Consider the following 16,571-nt stretch of genomic DNA (forward strand, 5'->3'; position numbering starts at 1 on the left):
GCAAACCTTATATTGCTTAATTAACCGTTTCGCCAAACAATGACCTGCTCTTTTTTCCTCTTCGTGAAAACCAAATGGTATAGGCAATTGGTATGGTGCAATATAAAAAGCCCGAAGGGCCGGCTACGGATGGGAAAAGAATGCCAATAAGCATTACCACCGCGCAAATACACATGCAGATAAAGTTGATGCCACAAACGGTTTGGGTATCAAATATTTCGCGGTCGTTAAGTCCTATGTCGGTTGCGTGTTTTTTAGCGTGGCGGTACATCAGGTAAAAAAGCAGGTAGATCACCAGGAAACCCGCGCCGTATATCAGCATTAAAGATTGTGTTTGGCCTTCACGAATCATGGGTAACTCATGACCATCATGTACATACGTGCCGTTTGAAAACGAGAACAGCAGCATCGACAGAAATTTTAACGGATAGGTGTAAACCAATACCACAAACAACAAGATGGCATTTATTAAAATGGTATACCTGTCATTAAGCGCGTACCTCCTGAAATAAATGTTTTGATTATTCCAAATCTGGAACAACAGGGCAAAGCAAACCCCAAAGCTGATGGTGCCCTTCATGGTTTCCATTAACTCATCAAAAGATTTTGGAACTTCAATTGAAACAATAATGAGCGTTAAGGCAAAAGCAAACACGGCGTCGCTAAAAGTTTCAATACGCGATGGCTCGTGGCTTCGCCATTCAATGGAGTTTGCTTTGTTGTGGAGTTTTGCTGCTTTTGATCTCATTTAAAGCAAGTTAATTTTATAACAAGATGCTTTAAATTTTTCGGATAACCAAATACAGTTTGCTACACAGGCTTAATTGATTGACTCCAGCATGGTAGTGGCAACCAATTTTCCATCTTTACCATAAGTTTCTGATTTGGCAAATCGGCCCAGTTTGGGTGTAAACCATTCTATGATTTTTATTTGAAACGGTAACGACATACCCATCATTTTAATATTGAGGGCAACATCATTGGTTATTTTATAACAATCAAAGCTGCCGGCCTTGGTGGTAATCTTTTCGGCTTTCTCTACTTTGCGGTTATTGATGTTAAGCAGTACCTGGCCCATTTGCTGTCCATTGTTTGCTACGTTGATGGCAAGGGCTCCGTCTTCTAATTTCTGACCGGGTTTAAGACTCAGGGGGTAGGTGAGGTATTTGGTATCGCCGGTCATTTGCATGCTGCCCAATTGTTTTAATGATGATGCCGGGATAAATGTTTTCATATCCACTTTGATAGATGTGCCTGTACATAAAATTTCAGAATCGCCGCTACCCATTGATTTGTTGGTCTTGTCGAACAGTTCAATGTGGGCCGCTATGGTCGATGCGTCCTTTTTAATGGTATTACACACCATGGTGCCTATGGTATTTCCCTGTATATTTTGGTTGGCGTAAGTGAATTTTTTGCCATTGATACTATTGATAAACTGGCTGCAATTTTGTGCCGATGCGAATTGCGAACAAGCGGCAAGCAGAAGTATAATGAAGCTGATCTTTTTCATGCAGGGAGGATTTATAAGTATCTAAACTACAAAATTTAAACCAAAGTATAGCCGGGGTCAAAATCAGGCTATTTGTTTTGCGGCGAAACCGGGCCCAGGGGTAAATCCGGCTGACCGGCATCCACCCAGGCTGAATACCAGAAACTACCAACCGAAAGGATAGATGATCTCATTTGGCGCTCAACCATACCTTTCATCATTTTTTGATAAGCCAGGCAATAGGCTTCCGAGTAATCTTTGATTTCTTTTTTGCCATGCAGCACCATAGCGTACTTTTTATCGGCCGGGAAGCTTTTGGTTAGCAGTCGTTCAAAACGTAAAACAGTGTCTACACTTTTAAAGGAAGCCCTGCAAATCTTAAAAGCTTCTGCCAAGGGATTTTCAATGTAACGGGCTTTGCCAATCTTGTAATTGTATTTATCGCCAAAAAGTTCCGGAATGCGGCTTTCCCAAAGCGCGTGGATGCCGGTTTGATTGCTCAATTGCCCGTTATAGTTTTGGGTGAGGTGTAAGGGCACATGTGCATCGGCAAGGTAATGCCCCAGGTTGGCAGATGTGTTTAGGATGGCAATAGTATCGTGCGCTTTAAATGCCCTCACCAGTTTATAATATTGGTATTGGATGGTCCACGGAACTGTACCATATTTATTCAGCGTATCGGCGGTATATTTGGCTGCGGCGTCCTTCCATTTTTGAGGCATGGCCGCCCATGGCTTTTTACCATAATGGTCGGCATTGAAAAAATGATGTGGTGCCTCGGTAGAGTCCACATAACGCCGTTTATCGGCACTTACAGCGTGTTCAACAATATAATCGATGTTGGATTTGTAAAAGCCCGCCATTGCCTTAGGTAAGGTATAAACCGCCATGCGATTGATGCGGTAATGGGCGTAAAAACCCCAGGAAGAGCAAAGGAGTAATATGGAAATAGCTGAACTTAAAACGATACGCCGCTTCATGAGCGTAAATATGGGTTTTAGTTTTGGGTTTAGAATGCGTCGGTGATATTAATTTTCTACAATTTCCCAACATAAACCTTCGTATCATAATTAATAATGATAACCCCATCCTCCTGATATTTATCAAAAAGAATTTTTAAATCAGCTATCATTGGCTCGTATCCCGCATCCTCTTTCGTTGGCATATACGATGACGAAAGCAACCTTCCCGCCAAGCCATCAAAATCAAAAATCTGCTTATTGACAAACTCCTGGAGATGGAATGTTTCGGGACTAAAGAACGCTCCGATTGCCGCTGGATCAATATTGCGATGATCTACCTTAACATAGTCATCCCCATGTTTAATAATCAACTCGTCGTATTCTTTTTCAAATGCTGATGTGGTTAATCGCTCATTCCAGATCAACGCTACAATCCCGCCGGGTGTAAGTACGCGTTTAAACTCTTCCCTGGTTTTTACCGCGTCAAACCAATGAAAAGCCTGGCCGGCAATAATGGCGTCGATGCTGCCTGTTTCGAGACCAGTGTTCTCGGCTGTGCCGTTTTGCGCTTTAAAACCAGATGTTGAGCCTAATAACTCAATTGATTTTTCGCGCATCTCCAGGTTGGGTTCAATGGCTATTACCCGGTAACCGGCATTTAAAAACAGTGCTGTAGAAATGCCCGTACCTGCACCGATATCAGCAATCAGTTTATCGGTTGATAGCTCATAAATGTTTTGCAAAAACCTAATGATCTCGGGAGGGTAGGTGGGCCGGTATTTTACATAGTCGTTTACCCGGTTACTGAAGCGGGTGGTGCTGTTGTTTTCCATGGGTTGATTGAGTTGGAGTAAGTTGATTAAGTTGGATTGGGTTTATTAAGTTGGATTTGCTTAGATTGAGTTGGTTAAGTTGATTGGGCTGATTAGATTGACTGTTAGCATTGAACCTTTCATTTCTTTATTAAGGGGTAATTTATATGAATTGTTTTAAACCTACTCAACTTAATCCAACTCAATAAACCCACCAGCCATCATCCATAACCCCAACTTAATCAACCTAATCCAACTTAATAAACTCAATCAACTTAAAAATAAAAAACACTTGCATAATTAAATTTATCACCCTATATTTGCAGTCCTTAAAATAAGTAGAAAAAGAATAACAAAGCTATACGATGGCAAATCATAAATCATCTTTAAAAAGAATCAGATCAAACGCTGCGAAGCGTCTGCGCAACAGGTACCAGGCTAAAACAACCAGGAACGCTATTAAAAAATTAAGAAACACTACTACTAAAGCTGATGCTGCTGCATTATTAAGCAAAGTGGTTTCTATGCTTGATCGTTTAGCTAAAAAGAATGTTATTCACAAAAACAAAGCTTCAAACAATAAATCGAAGCTTACCAAATTTGTTAATGGCTTAAGCTAATCTTTAGCTTTCAAAATAATAAAAAGGGATTGTGCCGTGGCATGATCCCTTTTTTTGTTTCATGGATTTTCATATTTTAAGGCCGTGGAAAACTATGAAAACAAGATCAGCATAAAAGCATGGGCCGAAGAAGATCGTCCGCGCGAAAAACTAAGCGGGCAAGGTCGCCGGGCTTTAACCGATGCCGAGTTGATCGCCATCCTCATCGGTTCGGGCAGTCGCACCGAAACAGCTGTTGAACTCAGCAAGCGCATCCTGCACCATTACGAAAATGATTTAAACAAGCTTGGTAAAGCTTCTATAGCCGAATTGTGTAAGTTTAAAGGGATAGGAGAGGCTAAAGCGATCTCTATCATAGCTGCCCTGGAGGTTGGCCGCCGCCGAAATGATTCTGAAAGCCAGGCCCCCGATTTTATCAACAGCAGTAAAGACGGCTACAACATTATGCGCCGCCACCTGATGGATTTAAACCACGAAGAGTTTTGGATCATTCTGTTAGGTCGCTCGCAAAAAGTGTTGGGTAAAGAGCTCATCAGCAAAGGCGGACTAACGGCTACCGTTTGCGACCCTAAGATTATTTTCCTCTCGGCCATACAGTACCAGGCCAGCGGCATTATACTGGTGCATAACCATCCATCTGGCAATCTGAAAGCCAGTCACGAAGATATTTCCCTAACCCGCAACCTCATCAACGCCGGGCGAATGCTGGATATTAAGATTTTTGATCATTTGATTATTACCGATAATGGCTATACAAGTTTGGGTGATGCGGATTTGATGTAATTTTTTGATTTCGGATTTCGGAATTTCGATTTCGGATTTGGTGTGGCGGTTAGTTTTTTAGCCTCTCATCAAATTCGCCTATATTGAGTTAGAACATTTTCAAATCTTCAAATTCCCAAATCTTCAAATTAAATAAATCCCAATTCCCAAATCCGACATCCGAAATCTTTATATCTTTGCCGATTATCATTCTTGAATAATGAAGATATCGTATAACTGGCTTAAAGAATTTATTGATACTGATAAAACCCCTCAGGAAATTTCCATTATCCTTACCGGTACAGGTTTGGAGGTCGAAAGTCTTGAAAAAGTACAACCTATCCCCGGCGGATTAGAAGGCCTAGTAATTGGCTATGTAAAGGAATGTGTTGATCACGCCAATTCCGATCACCTGCATGTAACTAAAGTTGATGTTGGCGGTGCCGAAGACCTGCAGATTGTTTGCGGCGCGCACAACGTGGCCGCCGGACAAAAAGTGGTTGTAGCTACCGTTGGGACCACCATTTACCCAACCGTTGGTGAGCCTTTTACCATAAAAAAATCAAAAATCCGTGGTGAAGCATCTGAAGGGATGATTTGTGCCGAAGATGAGATAGGTTTAGGAACCGACCATGCCGGCATTATGGTGCTTGCCGAAGATGCGGTAGTTGGCTCATTGACTAAGGACTATTTTAGCCTGAACGACGATTACATGTACGAAATTGGCCTTACCCCGAACCGTGCCGACGCTACATCGCATTTAGGTACTGCGAGGGATGTAGCTGCGTTTTTGAAAATTGGCATCACCAAGCCTGATGTTAGCGCTTTTAGGGTTGATAACACGGATAGGACTATTGAAGTTGTTGTAGAGAATGAAGCGGCAAGTCCGCGTTATTCTGGGCTAACCATCAGCGGTGTTGAGGTTAAGGAATCACCAAAATGGTTAAAGGAGCGTTTGGCTGTTATCGGCATCCGTTCTATCAACAACATTGTGGATGTTACCAACTATGTACTGCATGAGCTTGGGCAACCATTACACGCTTTTGATGCCGATGAAATAACCGGCAACAAAGTATTGGTTAAAAATTATGCCGAAGGAACCATCTTCAAAACTTTAGATGATGCCGACCGTAAATTATCAGATGCCGACTTAATGATTGGCAACGCCGAAGAGCCGATGTGTATTGCCGGTGTATTTGGTGGCGCGAAATCTGGTGTTAAGGAATCTACTACCAGTATTTTCCTGGAGAGTGCTTACTTTAACTCGGTATCGGTACGTAAAACTGCCAAGAGGCATGGCTTGAAAACCGACGCGTCGTTCAGGTTTGAGCGTGGTACCGATCCGGATATGACCGTGTTTGCCCTTAAACGCGCTGCCTTGTTAATTCAGCAGGTAGCGGGTGGTAAGGTATCTTCAGAAATTGTTGACCATTACCCGGCTCCGGTTGCGCCATTTGCTTTTGATGTTACTTATAAAAACATCGACAGGCTGATAGGTCAGCAGATAACCCATGGCGAGATCAAAGCGATTATTGAGGCACTTGATATCAAAATAGTGAACGAAACTGCGGATTCACTATCCTTACAAGTACCTCCATACCGTGTTGATGTTACGCGTGAGGTTGATATTGTGGAAGAGATTTTGCGTATTTACGGGTATAACAACATTCATATCCCTACGCAAATTCGCGCGTCGTTAAATAACTCACAACGTGCCGAAAAGGATACCGTACAAAACCAGATCTCGGATTTGTTGACTGCTAATGGCTTTAACGAGATTCTTTCCAACTCGTTAACCAAGTCGGCTTATTCAGACAACCTGGATGTAGCGGTAAAAATTCTGAACCCGCTAAGTAGCGATTTAGATGTAATGCGCCAGTCGTTGTTATATTCTGGCCTGGAAGCTATCGCCTATAACCAAAACCGCCGTGCTGCCGATTTGAAGTTTTACGAATTTGGTAAAGTATACAGTGTAAAGGATGATAAATACAATGAGGTGCAACGCTTCTCGGTATTTATTACCGGCGCCGATACTGCCGAGCAATGGAACCAAAAACAAAAGCCAGTTTCGTTTTATAATCTGAAAGCTATTGTTGATGGTATTTTAAAGCGATTGAACATTACCGACCTGGTGACCGAAGATGCTACCTGCAGCAAACTGGCTTTCGGTTTGCAATACATGCTTAACGGTAAGCAACTGGTTAAATTTGGCCAGGTGAATACTACATCGTTAAAAAAGGTTGATGTTGATAAGGAAGTATTTTATGCCGATTTTAACTTTGATATGGTACTTAACGCGGTACGTAAAAACAAAATTGTTTACCAGGAGGTTTCTAAGTTCCCGGCTGTAAGGCGCGATCTTTCTATGCTGATAGATAAGTCGGTTTCGTTTGCACAGTTAAAGCAAATTGCCCAACGTACCGAGCGTAAGCTATTGAAAGAAGTAAGTGTATTTGATGTGTACCAGGGCGATAAATTGCCGGCTGGTAAAAAATCATACGCGCTGAGCTTTATTATCCAGGATATCGAGAAAACCCTTACCGATAAAGCCATCGACGGTATAATGCAAAAGTTAATTTATAATTTAGGAAAAGAAGCAGGAGCGGAGATTAGGAAGTAGAGTCAAGAGATTAGAATCAAGAGTCAAGACCTTGATTTTGAAATTTTTGATTTCCTTTTTGGATATATTTTTTGATTTAGAGTTTAGAAATTAAGATTTAGAGTTTTAGCAAATACATGGCCTCGGTAGCAGAACAGTTAAACAAGATAGTTGATAAAACCGAGAGGTTGATTGAGCTCTGCGCTGCTTTACAGGAGGAGAATGACTTGTTGAAGCTGGAGAGTGAGGCGCTTACCGTGGCACTTGATGCAAGTAAAAATAAGACGAAAGACCTGGAAGAAAAGCTTCGTGTATTGAAACTTGCTAAATCATTTTCAGAAACAAATGAAAAAAGTGTTGACATTAAGCAAAAAATTAACGACTTTGTGCAAGAAATAGATAAGTGTATTGTGTTATTAAAAAAATAGCACAAAAAGTGAACAGCTCAAATGGGAGAAATCTCAATAAAAATAAATATTGCTGACAGAGTTTACCCCTTAAAGGTAAACATGGAAGAAGAAGAAATAATACGCAGGGCGGCTAAACTAATTAACGACCGGATAAAAGAATATCAGGAAAATTATGCGGTGAGGGATAAGCAGGATTTGCTTTCAATGTGCGTGCTGCATTATGCAACATCGTCATTAAAGGCCGAGAAGAAGGTAAACGTAGAGGATACTGATGTAGCCGAAAAAGTTTACCAATTGGATCACATGCTTGACGAGTTTTTTTCGAAGTAATAAACGTTCTTTACATATATACAAGAGCACATTTAAGATTTAACCGCAGTTAAATTTTAGGTTTCACTATTAAAAACTTAACGCTTCAATATGAGCGGATCAAAGAGGCATGCGTTACTATAAGTACTAACGTAACCCATGATTCCAATATCCGAAATGAGGTTTTAAATACATGATACTTAAAAATTAGTTGCGGTTTTTTTATATACATACATACCACCAATAACCTAAAATGAACATACTATATGTTATTATCGGACTACTCCTCGGCACTGGCGTTGGGATAGTCATCGGACGCTTCCTGCTACTGAAGTTGTTCAAAGACCAGGAACTATCGGCACAAAATAAAGTGAAGAAGATTTTAAAAGACGCTGAAAACAATGCCGAAATCCTGAAGAAAAATAAGTTACTTGAAGCCAAAGAGAAGTTTTTACAAATGAAAGCGGAACATGAGCAGGAAGTAAACAATAAAAATAACGCCATCAACCAGCGCGAAAACGGTGTAAAACAAAAGGAGCAATCCTTAAACCAACGCCTGGAAAACATGAACCGCAAGGAAAATGAATTGGACGGTACCCGTAAAAACCTGGAGAAACAAACCGAGATTGTTGTTAAAAAGCAGGAAGAGGTTGAGCACCTTAAAAACTCGCACGTACAGCAATTGGAAACTATTGCCGGTTTATCTGCCGAGGATGCTAAGAATCAATTAGTAGATAATCTACGCGAGGAAGCCCGTAGCAAAGCCATGATTCAGATTAAGGATATTGTTGACGAGGCTAAACTTACCGCTACTAAAGAAGCTAAAAAGATAGTTATCCAAACTATTCAGCGTACCGCTACAGAGAGCGCTATCGAAAACACGGTATCGATCTTTAATATCGAAAATGACGAGATCAAAGGTCGTATCATCGGTCGCGAAGGTCGTAACATCCGTGCTTTGGAAGCTGCTACAGGTATCGAAATTATTGTGGATGATACCCCGGAAGCCATCATCTTATCAGGCTTTGACCCGGTAAGGCGCGAGATCGCCAGGTTGGCTATGCACCGTTTGGTAACAGATGGGCGTATTCACCCGGCACGTATTGAGGAGGTGGTTGCCAAAACCAAAAAGCAAATTGAAGAAGAAATTGTTGAGATAGGCGAGCGTACTGTGATTGACCTGGGCATTCATGGCTTGCATCCTGAGCTGATCCGTATGGTTGGCCGTATGCGTTACCGCTCATCTTACGGACAAAACCTATTACAGCACTCGCGCGAGGTTGCTAACTTTTGCGCCACCATGGCAGCCGAACTTGGCCTGAATGTGAAAATGGCAAAGCGTGCCGGCTTACTGCATGATATTGGTAAAGTACCTGATGATAACCCGGAATTGCCACACGCGATTTTAGGTATGCAATTAGCCGAAAAATATAAAGAGCATCCTGAGGTTTGTAACGCCATAGGCGCACACCACGATGAAATTGAAATGACCTCGATGTTGTCGCCAATTATCCAGGCTTGTGATGCTATCTCTGGTGCTCGTCCGGGTGCACGCCGCGAGGTTGTTGAAAGCTACATCAAACGTTTAAAAGAGCTGGAAGAACTGGCCATGTCATACCCTGGTGTCGAAAAAACCTTCGCTATACAGGCCGGTCGTGAATTGCGTGTTGTGGTTGAAAGCGAGAAGATAAGCGATGCCCAATCAGAAGTATTGGCGGCCGATATCTCAAACCGTATCCAAACAGAAATGACTTATCCAGGTCAGATTAAAGTTACCGTAATCAGGGAAACCCGTTCGGTAGCGTTTGCGAAATAACTGAACATCAAAAAATAAAAATAAACCCTTTTGGCCTAAAGCTGAAAGGGTTTTTATATTTGTACCGTGGCTGCGAAAACATCAAACAATAAAATTACCCCGGTAACTAAAACCGAAGAAACCCGCGCCGAACGCTTGTTGAACGAATATGCCCTTAGTCACCAGGACCCGCTCAACAAAAAAATTTACTACGTATGCGTGCCACTTTTAATGTTTAGTCTTTTCGGCTTACTTTGGGCCATCCCATTTCCTCAGCTTAAATTTTTAGGGGCGTACAACGGTTATTTTAACTGGGCTTCTTTTGCTATCGCGATAGCCATTTATTATTACCTGCGTATTTCACCTCTTATTTCTTATACCATTCTTTTTATACTATTGGGCTTTAGCTACCTTATTTTAGAGCTGTTAAGCTGGCAGGCCTTAGGAGGCCCGGCTATGTGGCTTATTTGTGTTATTATTTTTATCCCAAGCCTTTGCTGGATTTTGATAGGCAACGGCCGCGAAAAAACGTACCCTCAATATGGGCTTAACATTGGCTCGCTTCCTTTAGCGCCGGTTGCCATCATTTATAAATTACTGAAAGCGGTAGGTGTTAACCGGTAACTGCTTGTTGCTCACAAAGCTAAAAAGTTGCGCTATTTTCACGGCCATGCTATCAAAAAGGTGCTCATCTATGGAGTACTTAATGTTTCCCTTATAGCCGCTTGCTTTTATTATTCCCAGGGTTTTTAATTCGGCAATATGCTTGTTTATCGTTTCGTGGTGAAATGGAATCTCATAGAAATTTTCTTTAGTTATGGTGTTGCCATTAAGCATAATGGTACGGATTATGGCTATGCGTACAGGCAACGCAAGTGCTTTGGCAAAGTTGGCCAACTCGTTATCGGCGTTTGAAAATTTAGAATCGCTAAAAGGCATAATAGTTCAATTAATATAATGAATTGAATATTTTTAAAACATCTGTTTTCGATACGGGAGTATTTCAATAAATCGGTTACATCGATTTATTGAAATAACAAAACAGCAAAAAAATCAGCTTACTGACTTTTGCAAGGTAGTTTGGGGATAAACAGAATGATCAGATTCGCCAGGAGCGTAAAACCGAAAAGATTTTATCAGATTGAAGAGCTTTACTGCTAAAGCATGTGCTTTTTAAGTCGACTTTGTAAATAAACGACTTTAACGGTCCTTGAGATAAACGAGTGAAGTGCGCTTTTAATAATACAACAATGTTTTTGCTGAAAATTACCCGTGGTCTTGTTAAAAACGCGATGGGTAACGATTTGGTGTTTTTATGTTTGGATACGGTACAACTGCTGAGTTTTGCAATACCGCTTGTAAATGAACAATACGTTTTTGTGCCCAATTGCCCATAATTGGGGCAACGGGTAACATACAGGCACGAGAAAGTGAAGTATAGCGCTGCTATAAGTATAGATAAAACCCTAATGCCTGTTTTGGCCTTTATCATGCGGGAGAAAACGATGGTTTAAACAGACAAATTTATATGTTGAATATTGATATCATATTAAGCTATGATTAATAAAGCATTAACTATGATGTAGAACTGTTTTAAATATACCCGTTGGTTATTGCATTATGAGCCCGGTGCATCCGGCAAATATTTAAAATGAAGTATATATTCTTTATAAATTGACCTTTATCACCACGGGTAGCATGAATAATTTGGGTGCCTGTGTTTATTTAACACAAAGCGGGCGTAAAATTAAATGCCTGAAAAATAATTTTGGCGGGCTTACATGTTAATGTAAACGTAATATTAGGGAACGCTCACGCCAATATGAAGTATATAGTTAAGGCGATACCTTTTTTGAGTCATTAGCAATTAATAACCAATTGAGTGCTGATAAGCATGTTTATAGCCAAAACAGCTCATATTGTACCGCTATTTGTCATTTTAAAGTAGGAAAGATATTGTATTAAAGAGATGTTAATATAATAATACAGTGTTAACATTGTATTAACACTGTACGTTGATTTTTGTGTTCAAAATAAACACAAATGAAAAAGCTTTACTTTATCCTTTTATCACTGCTGATTATAGGAGTTGCTAATGTTGCCAACGCGCAAATTACAACCTCATTAGTTAGTGGTAAAGTAACCGACCTTAAAGGTGTTACCTTACCCGGTGTAACTATCACCGTGCTTAACACCAGTACCGGCACCCGCTACGGTTCACAAACAAATGCCGATGGTCGTTACACTATTGCTAACGTTAATCCAGGTGGTCCTTACACCATCACAGCTACATTCGTAGGCTTCAAAAAAGAAGAACGAAATGATGTTAACCTAAGCTTAGGTAGTGTAACTTTCAACTTTGCACTTGCCGACGAAACTACTTCATTATCTGAAGTAAAAATTAAGGCTTCTGCAGGTGGTACCAAAACTGGTGCAAGCACACGCATTAACCAAAACCAAATTAAAAACCTGCCTACCATTAACCGTAGCTTGCAGGATTTAACCCGTTTAACTCCACAAAGTAACAACAACTCTTTCCAGGGAACCAACTATCGTTACAATAACGTAACGCTTGACGGTGCCATCAATAACGATGCGATTGGTTTTAGCCCATCATTAGGTGGTCAAAACAACGCTTCTGGTCAGGTTGGTAGCAGTACACGTACAAGCCCGGTATCATTAGATGCGATTCAGGATGTACAGGTATTGGTTGCTCCTTATGATATTAAAATTGGTAACGTATTGGGTGGTAGTATCAACGCGGTAACCCGTAGCGGTACTAATGATTTCACCGGCTCAATTTACGGTTACGGTCGTGGCGCGTTTTTGGTAGGTCCAAACAATGCATCTGCAGCAGCTGGCGGCGATGGATCTAAATTAAATAACTTCCATGATTACCAAACAGGTATCCGTTTAGGTTTCCCTATCATCAAAAACAAATTATTCTTCTTTACTAACGAGGAGATTGCACGCCGCCAGGACCCGGTTATCCGTGGTGCCGATGTAAGCGGTTCAAGCCAGATTCTGAGCTTAACTGACGCGCAAAATTTAGCTACAGCATTCACCAAATATACAGGCGTAAGCCCAGGTACTTATCAAAATACTTCAATCTACTCACACTCAAACAAATTCTTTAACCGTTTGGATTGGAATATCAATGATAATAACCAGTTAACTATCCGTAACAACACCATCACATCTACAGCTACAAACTTAGAGCGTGATCAGCAAAACTTCCGTTTTAGTGGTATTGATTACACTTCTCATAACAACTCAACTTCAACAGTTGCCGAGTTAAAATCAAGGTTTTCAAACAGCGCGAGCAATAGCCTGGTAATCGGTTACTCAAACGTACATGATTTCCGCGATCCTAACTCTGATCCGTCATTACCACAAATTGAAATAACAGGCCGTACACCAGGTACAACCATATTTATGGGTACCGACCGTGAGGCTGCTATTTTTGATATGCACCAAAAAACTACCGAGTTTACCGATAACTTTACCCTTACAAAAGGTAGACATACATTTACTTTTGGTACACACAACGAGTTTTATAACATTACTTATAACTTCGTAAACGCGTGGAACGGCCGTGTTGCATACAGCAGCATTGAAAACTTCATCAACAACGTTCCTTCACGTGTACGTGCTAACTACAACTATACTGATAATACCAGGGATTACATTTTAGCTAACCCTTCTGCTCAATTTAAAGTTAACCTGTTAAGCTTATATGGCCAGGACGAAATTCAGGTTACTGATAACTTTAAACTGACTGCCGCTTTACGTTTAGATTATGCTGGTGTACCTAACAAACAACCATTAAGCAGCAAAACAACCGGTGCAGCTACAGATCTTAACTACGGTAACACTTTTACCTATACTAAGCCAAGAGACATCAAACAAAACTACCTGAGCAATGTGGAGTTTAACCCACGTGTATCATTTAACTATGATGTTAACGGCGATCAAAGCCTGATCGTTCGTGGTGGTAGCGGCTTGTTTACCGGTCGTGTTCCTTTTGCATGGTTTGGTTACGCGTTTTATAACAATGGTACAACCTACGGTGCTTATGATAGCAAAGCCGCTCAAAAAGCAGGTACTAATCCGGTACAAATTTCGCCTAACGGTGGTTTAAACTATGTTAATCAACAAGGTGCAAACACCGCTGCTACAGGCCCAACGCAAGTGGATTTAATTGACAACAACTTTAAAATGCCACAGGTTTGGAGAAGCAGCTTAGCTTTTGATTACACAACTGACGATCAGTGGAAATTCTCGGTAGAAGGTATTTATACCAAAACTATCCACGATTTGAAATTCCAACAGGTAAATACAAAGGATAGCGTAACTTACTACACTTACGATACCCAAAAACAACAACCAATATTTGTTAACCAAAAAGTAAGCCCGTCATTTACCAATGCTTACGAGTTATCAAACACCAGCCTTGGTTACCGTTATAGCTTAACCGCGCAGGTTGGTAAAACATGGCCATTTGGTTTAAGTGGTAACGTAGCGTATACTTACGGTCATTCAAAAGATGTTACCAATGGTATCCGTAACTCAATGGAATCAAACTGGCAGTTAAACCAGGCTTTAAACCCTAACAACCCGGGTTTAGCTAACTCAAACTTTGATATCCGTCACCGCATTGTATCAAACATCAACATCCGTCATGACTGGGATGCTGCTAAAAACTACACTGCAAACTTTAGCTTCTTCTTTAGCTCACAATCTGGTAATCCATACACTTATGGTTTTTACCCAAGCGCTATCGACGGAACTGGTCAACAAGTTAGTTTAGCGTATATCCCTAAACAAGGCGAAACTGTTAACTTCTTTACTGATATAGTAGGTGGTAAAACAGCTGCAGAGCAAGCTGCTGCGTTTGATGCTTTCATCGATAAAAATAGCTACTTGTCATCACGTCGTGGTAACTTTACTCAACGTAATGCAGCGTTTACGCCATGGAATAACCAACTTGACTTCCGTTTTTCACAAGACTTTAAATTTGGTAACGGTAAACACAAACAAGTGATCACTTTCACTTATGATATTGTTAACTTAACCAACCTGTTGAACAAAAAATGGGGTCAGTACTACTTCTCGGCTAACACCTTTAACTCAACATCAAGCATTGGTTTAACGCCAAAAACAACACCATCATTTGCTAATGCAGCAACAACTTATCCTAAATATACTTTCCAGGACCCAGGATTGCCATATTCAGTTGATTTGTTTGCTTCACGCTGGCAAATGCAGTTCGGTGTACGCTACGCGTTCTAATCATCAAACAACATAATACAAAAAAGCCCCTGCCGGATATCCGGCAGGGGCTTTTTTGTATCTCTTTAATGAGCAGTAAAAAAGCGATTAGATAGAAGGTGATTCTTTCTAATCGCTTTTTATTTACTTATCTCCCGCGGGCTTTCAGCCCGTGGGTAAAACTGGTTACAGCTTTCAGCTGCACTTCTATATTAAAAAAGATAAACGGAAGCCAAAGGCTTCCACCAGTTTTACCCACGAGTTGCGCTGCGCTAACCTCGCGGGAGTTAGGATATTTAGAGCCTTTTTTCCTTGCTTAGGGTTTTCAAGTTCTTTATTGTAAGCCGATTCCCTTCCCCGGTTATGAACAGGCTTAAAGTGCCCGATTGAATGCCAGCTTATAATACCCAAATACCTTCAACATAAAGCTTGTAGCGCATTGGCTGAAACTCGCCGTAGGCAAAAACTACAACAATGTTCCCTTTTTTGTAGTAATACAGCCGTAACCTGTCGCTGCCCTGGTATAGGTTTAAAAAGCCGCCATCGGTATTGAAACCGGCATTTTTTACGATAGTTTTAAAATCATCATCGCCGATAACAGCACGCAGATCTTCAAAATTATGATTAGCGAAATCCTTAAAGCCGATGAGGCCGTCAATATTTGTTGATGTATTCAAACTGAAAGATTTGTTTACAGCTTCCTGCTCGTCCCCATCAAATAGTAGTGATTTTATCTTTTCATATTTTGATACCATGCTACAATACTATTTATTTTTTCGCTACTTCCTTCAGGTAGCCCTCTTTTTTAAGGGTATTGACATCGTAAGGGACTTCATACTGCGTACCTAAGCCTGCTTTGCCAAACCAGGGGATAATGATGCCTTCGCGTACTTTAGCTATCGGTTTTACAATTTTGTATACTCTGTAAGGTTTGTTCAACGTATTATCGGGCAGAGCGCGCTGCTCAAAGGGTACGCCTTTTAATGATAAAAAGGTTCCCTTATCCTGAAACGTACTATCGGCATCAAAATAACCGCCGTAACGGTCAACCAGCAAGCCTGCTTTAAGTATCACAATTTTTAGGTTTACCGCGCCGCGGTTGGGTGGCCAGCCTCCGTTAAGGTTATTATCCTTAAAAAACTGTTCAAGCGCGGCCCATTTTTCGGTTTTCCAAAGTTTCCAGGCGCTATCCGCAAGCGGTTTTGTGGTCGAATCGGCAAAGTTGGATACCGAGCTAACAAAATCCTGGTAGGTAATTCCCCGTACAATGCCGTTATGTAGGTCGGCCGCATGGTGTGGGTGGTGTTGCCGCTGCTGGGCGGTTGCCATAAAAGGCATAAGCAGCACTGCTAAAAGCAGCATCCGTAGAGTTTTCATTTCGATGTGGTTTTGGTTCAATAAAACTAAGCGGACAAAAGCGTTTATGAAAGAGAATTATGATATTTATTTTATTCATATTATTTATAATATGAATAATTAATGCATAAGAAAATAAACTTTATAGTAGTTAAAATGAAGCTAAAGGCTGAATGCACAAAG

General features: G+C 40.9%; 16 protein-coding genes. 9 read left to right on the forward strand and 7 right to left on the reverse strand.

Annotation, left to right across the window (positions count from 1 at the left end):
* Nucleotides 1-16: 16 nt before the first annotated feature.
* The 4 genes from QWZ17_RS22730 to QWZ17_RS22745 form a co-directional block, all read right to left on the reverse strand.
* A complete protein-coding gene (locus tag QWZ17_RS22730; protein WP_290307619.1) occupies nt 17-748 on the reverse strand; it encodes a TMEM175 family protein in 732 nt (243 codons plus the stop codon).
* A 72-nt stretch (nt 749-820) separates the two neighbouring features.
* The gene (locus QWZ17_RS22735) at nt 821-1,513 is read right to left on the reverse strand and encodes a TapB family protein (protein WP_290307620.1); all 693 of its coding nucleotides are present in this window, start codon (nt 1,511-1,513) and stop codon (nt 821-823) included.
* Nucleotides 1,514-1,581: 68 nt separating this feature from the next.
* Nucleotides 1,582-2,472, reverse strand: coding sequence for a zinc dependent phospholipase C family protein (locus QWZ17_RS22740; RefSeq protein ID WP_290307621.1), 891 nt, complete (start codon nt 2,470-2,472; stop codon nt 1,582-1,584).
* A gap of 56 nt (nt 2,473-2,528) precedes the next feature.
* Entirely contained in the window at nt 2,529-3,287 is a 759-nt protein-coding gene (locus QWZ17_RS22745; protein WP_290307622.1) for a class I SAM-dependent methyltransferase, read from the reverse strand.
* 344 nt (nt 3,288-3,631) lie between these two features.
* On the opposite strand from QWZ17_RS22745, the gene rpsT reads away from it, so the two are divergent.
* The 7 genes from rpsT to QWZ17_RS22780 all read left to right on the forward strand — a co-directional run bounded on the left by rpsT (nt 3,632) and on the right by QWZ17_RS22780 (nt 10,385).
* Nucleotides 3,632-3,886 (forward strand): 30S ribosomal protein S20, encoded by a 255-nt coding sequence (rpsT, locus tag QWZ17_RS22750; protein WP_290307623.1) that lies wholly within the window; start codon nt 3,632-3,634, stop codon nt 3,884-3,886.
* An 84-nt stretch (nt 3,887-3,970) separates the two neighbouring features.
* Nucleotides 3,971-4,669, forward strand: a complete 699-nt coding sequence (gene radC, locus QWZ17_RS22755) for a RadC family protein (protein ID WP_290307624.1) — start codon at nt 3,971-3,973, stop codon at nt 4,667-4,669.
* 199 nt (nt 4,670-4,868) lie between these two features.
* Nucleotides 4,869-7,268, forward strand: a complete 2,400-nt coding sequence (gene pheT, locus QWZ17_RS22760; protein WP_290307625.1) for a phenylalanine--tRNA ligase subunit beta — start codon at nt 4,869-4,871, stop codon at nt 7,266-7,268.
* A gap of 116 nt (nt 7,269-7,384) precedes the next feature.
* Nucleotides 7,385-7,675 (forward strand): hypothetical protein, encoded by a 291-nt coding sequence (locus QWZ17_RS22765; protein WP_259088560.1) that lies wholly within the window; start codon nt 7,385-7,387, stop codon nt 7,673-7,675.
* 21 nt (nt 7,676-7,696) lie between these two features.
* Nucleotides 7,697-7,987, forward strand: coding sequence for a cell division protein ZapA (locus tag QWZ17_RS22770; RefSeq protein ID WP_290307626.1), 291 nt, complete (start codon nt 7,697-7,699; stop codon nt 7,985-7,987).
* A 232-nt stretch (nt 7,988-8,219) separates the two neighbouring features.
* Nucleotides 8,220-9,782: a ribonuclease Y gene (gene rny / locus QWZ17_RS22775; protein WP_290307627.1), complete on the forward strand. Its 1,563-nt coding sequence runs from the start codon at nt 8,220-8,222 to the stop codon at nt 9,780-9,782.
* A gap of 66 nt (nt 9,783-9,848) precedes the next feature.
* Nucleotides 9,849-10,385 carry a DUF962 domain-containing protein gene (locus QWZ17_RS22780; RefSeq protein WP_290307628.1) on the forward strand — a complete coding sequence of 179 codons (537 nt, stop codon included), beginning with the start codon at nt 9,849-9,851 and terminating at the stop codon, nt 10,383-10,385.
* Here the strand turns inward: QWZ17_RS22780 and QWZ17_RS22785 are convergent.
* Entirely contained in the window at nt 10,356-10,700 is a 345-nt protein-coding gene (locus tag QWZ17_RS22785; protein ID WP_290307629.1) for an ArsR/SmtB family transcription factor, read from the reverse strand. The two genes, QWZ17_RS22780 and QWZ17_RS22785, sit on opposite strands and share 30 nt — an antisense overlap.
* 311 nt (nt 10,701-11,011) lie before the next feature.
* Between QWZ17_RS22785 and QWZ17_RS22790 the strand changes: the two genes are divergently transcribed.
* Together QWZ17_RS22790 and QWZ17_RS22795 are read left to right on the forward strand one after the other, a co-directional pair.
* Nucleotides 11,012-11,158: a hypothetical protein gene (locus tag QWZ17_RS22790; protein ID WP_290307630.1), complete on the forward strand. Its 147-nt coding sequence runs from the start codon at nt 11,012-11,014 to the stop codon at nt 11,156-11,158.
* Between the two features lie 646 nt (nt 11,159-11,804).
* A complete protein-coding gene (locus QWZ17_RS22795) occupies nt 11,805-15,053 on the forward strand; it encodes a TonB-dependent receptor (protein WP_290307631.1) in 3,249 nt (1,082 codons plus the stop codon).
* 377 nt (nt 15,054-15,430) lie between these two features.
* Here QWZ17_RS22795 and QWZ17_RS22800 read toward each other — a convergent pair whose 3' ends face one another.
* Together QWZ17_RS22800 and QWZ17_RS22805 are read right to left on the reverse strand one after the other, a co-directional pair.
* Nucleotides 15,431-15,787, reverse strand: coding sequence for a hypothetical protein (locus QWZ17_RS22800; RefSeq protein ID WP_290307632.1), 357 nt, complete (start codon nt 15,785-15,787; stop codon nt 15,431-15,433).
* A 13-nt stretch (nt 15,788-15,800) separates the two neighbouring features.
* Nucleotides 15,801-16,409, reverse strand: a complete 609-nt coding sequence (locus QWZ17_RS22805; protein ID WP_290307633.1) for a TNT domain-containing protein — start codon at nt 16,407-16,409, stop codon at nt 15,801-15,803.
* Nucleotides 16,410-16,571: the final 162 nt, after the last annotated feature.

Origin of the sequence: Mucilaginibacter flavus (genome assembly GCF_030409315.1) — a bacterium.
Taxonomy (GTDB): domain Bacteria; phylum Bacteroidota; class Bacteroidia; order Sphingobacteriales; family Sphingobacteriaceae; genus Mucilaginibacter; species Mucilaginibacter flavus.

What these genes read in the sequence shown, in the direction of transcription:
- QWZ17_RS22730 (WP_290307619.1), bottom strand. Translation starts at nt 748, where the DNA reads ATGAGATCAAAAGCAGCAAAACTCCACAACAAAGCAAACTCCATTGAA.
- QWZ17_RS22735 (WP_290307620.1), bottom strand. Translation starts at nt 1,513, where the DNA reads ATGAAAAAGATCAGCTTCATTATACTTCTGCTTGCCGCTTGTTCGCAA.
- QWZ17_RS22740 (WP_290307621.1), bottom strand. Translation starts at nt 2,472, where the DNA reads ATGAAGCGGCGTATCGTTTTAAGTTCAGCTATTTCCATATTACTCCTT.
- QWZ17_RS22745 (WP_290307622.1), bottom strand. Translation starts at nt 3,287, where the DNA reads ATGGAAAACAACAGCACCACCCGCTTCAGTAACCGGGTAAACGACTAT.
- rpsT (WP_290307623.1), top strand. Translation starts at nt 3,632, where the DNA reads ATGGCAAATCATAAATCATCTTTAAAAAGAATCAGATCAAACGCTGCG.
- pheT (WP_290307625.1), top strand. Translation starts at nt 4,869, where the DNA reads ATGAAGATATCGTATAACTGGCTTAAAGAATTTATTGATACTGATAAA.
- QWZ17_RS22765 (WP_259088560.1), top strand. Translation starts at nt 7,385, where the DNA reads ATGGCCTCGGTAGCAGAACAGTTAAACAAGATAGTTGATAAAACCGAG.
- QWZ17_RS22770 (WP_290307626.1), top strand. Translation starts at nt 7,697, where the DNA reads ATGGGAGAAATCTCAATAAAAATAAATATTGCTGACAGAGTTTACCCC.
- rny (WP_290307627.1), top strand. Translation starts at nt 8,220, where the DNA reads ATGAACATACTATATGTTATTATCGGACTACTCCTCGGCACTGGCGTT.
- QWZ17_RS22785 (WP_290307629.1), bottom strand. Translation starts at nt 10,700, where the DNA reads ATGCCTTTTAGCGATTCTAAATTTTCAAACGCCGATAACGAGTTGGCC.
- QWZ17_RS22790 (WP_290307630.1), top strand. Translation starts at nt 11,012, where the DNA reads ATGTTTTTGCTGAAAATTACCCGTGGTCTTGTTAAAAACGCGATGGGT.
- QWZ17_RS22795 (WP_290307631.1), top strand. Translation starts at nt 11,805, where the DNA reads ATGAAAAAGCTTTACTTTATCCTTTTATCACTGCTGATTATAGGAGTT.
- QWZ17_RS22800 (WP_290307632.1), bottom strand. Translation starts at nt 15,787, where the DNA reads ATGGTATCAAAATATGAAAAGATAAAATCACTACTATTTGATGGGGAC.
- QWZ17_RS22805 (WP_290307633.1), bottom strand. Translation starts at nt 16,409, where the DNA reads ATGAAAACTCTACGGATGCTGCTTTTAGCAGTGCTGCTTATGCCTTTT.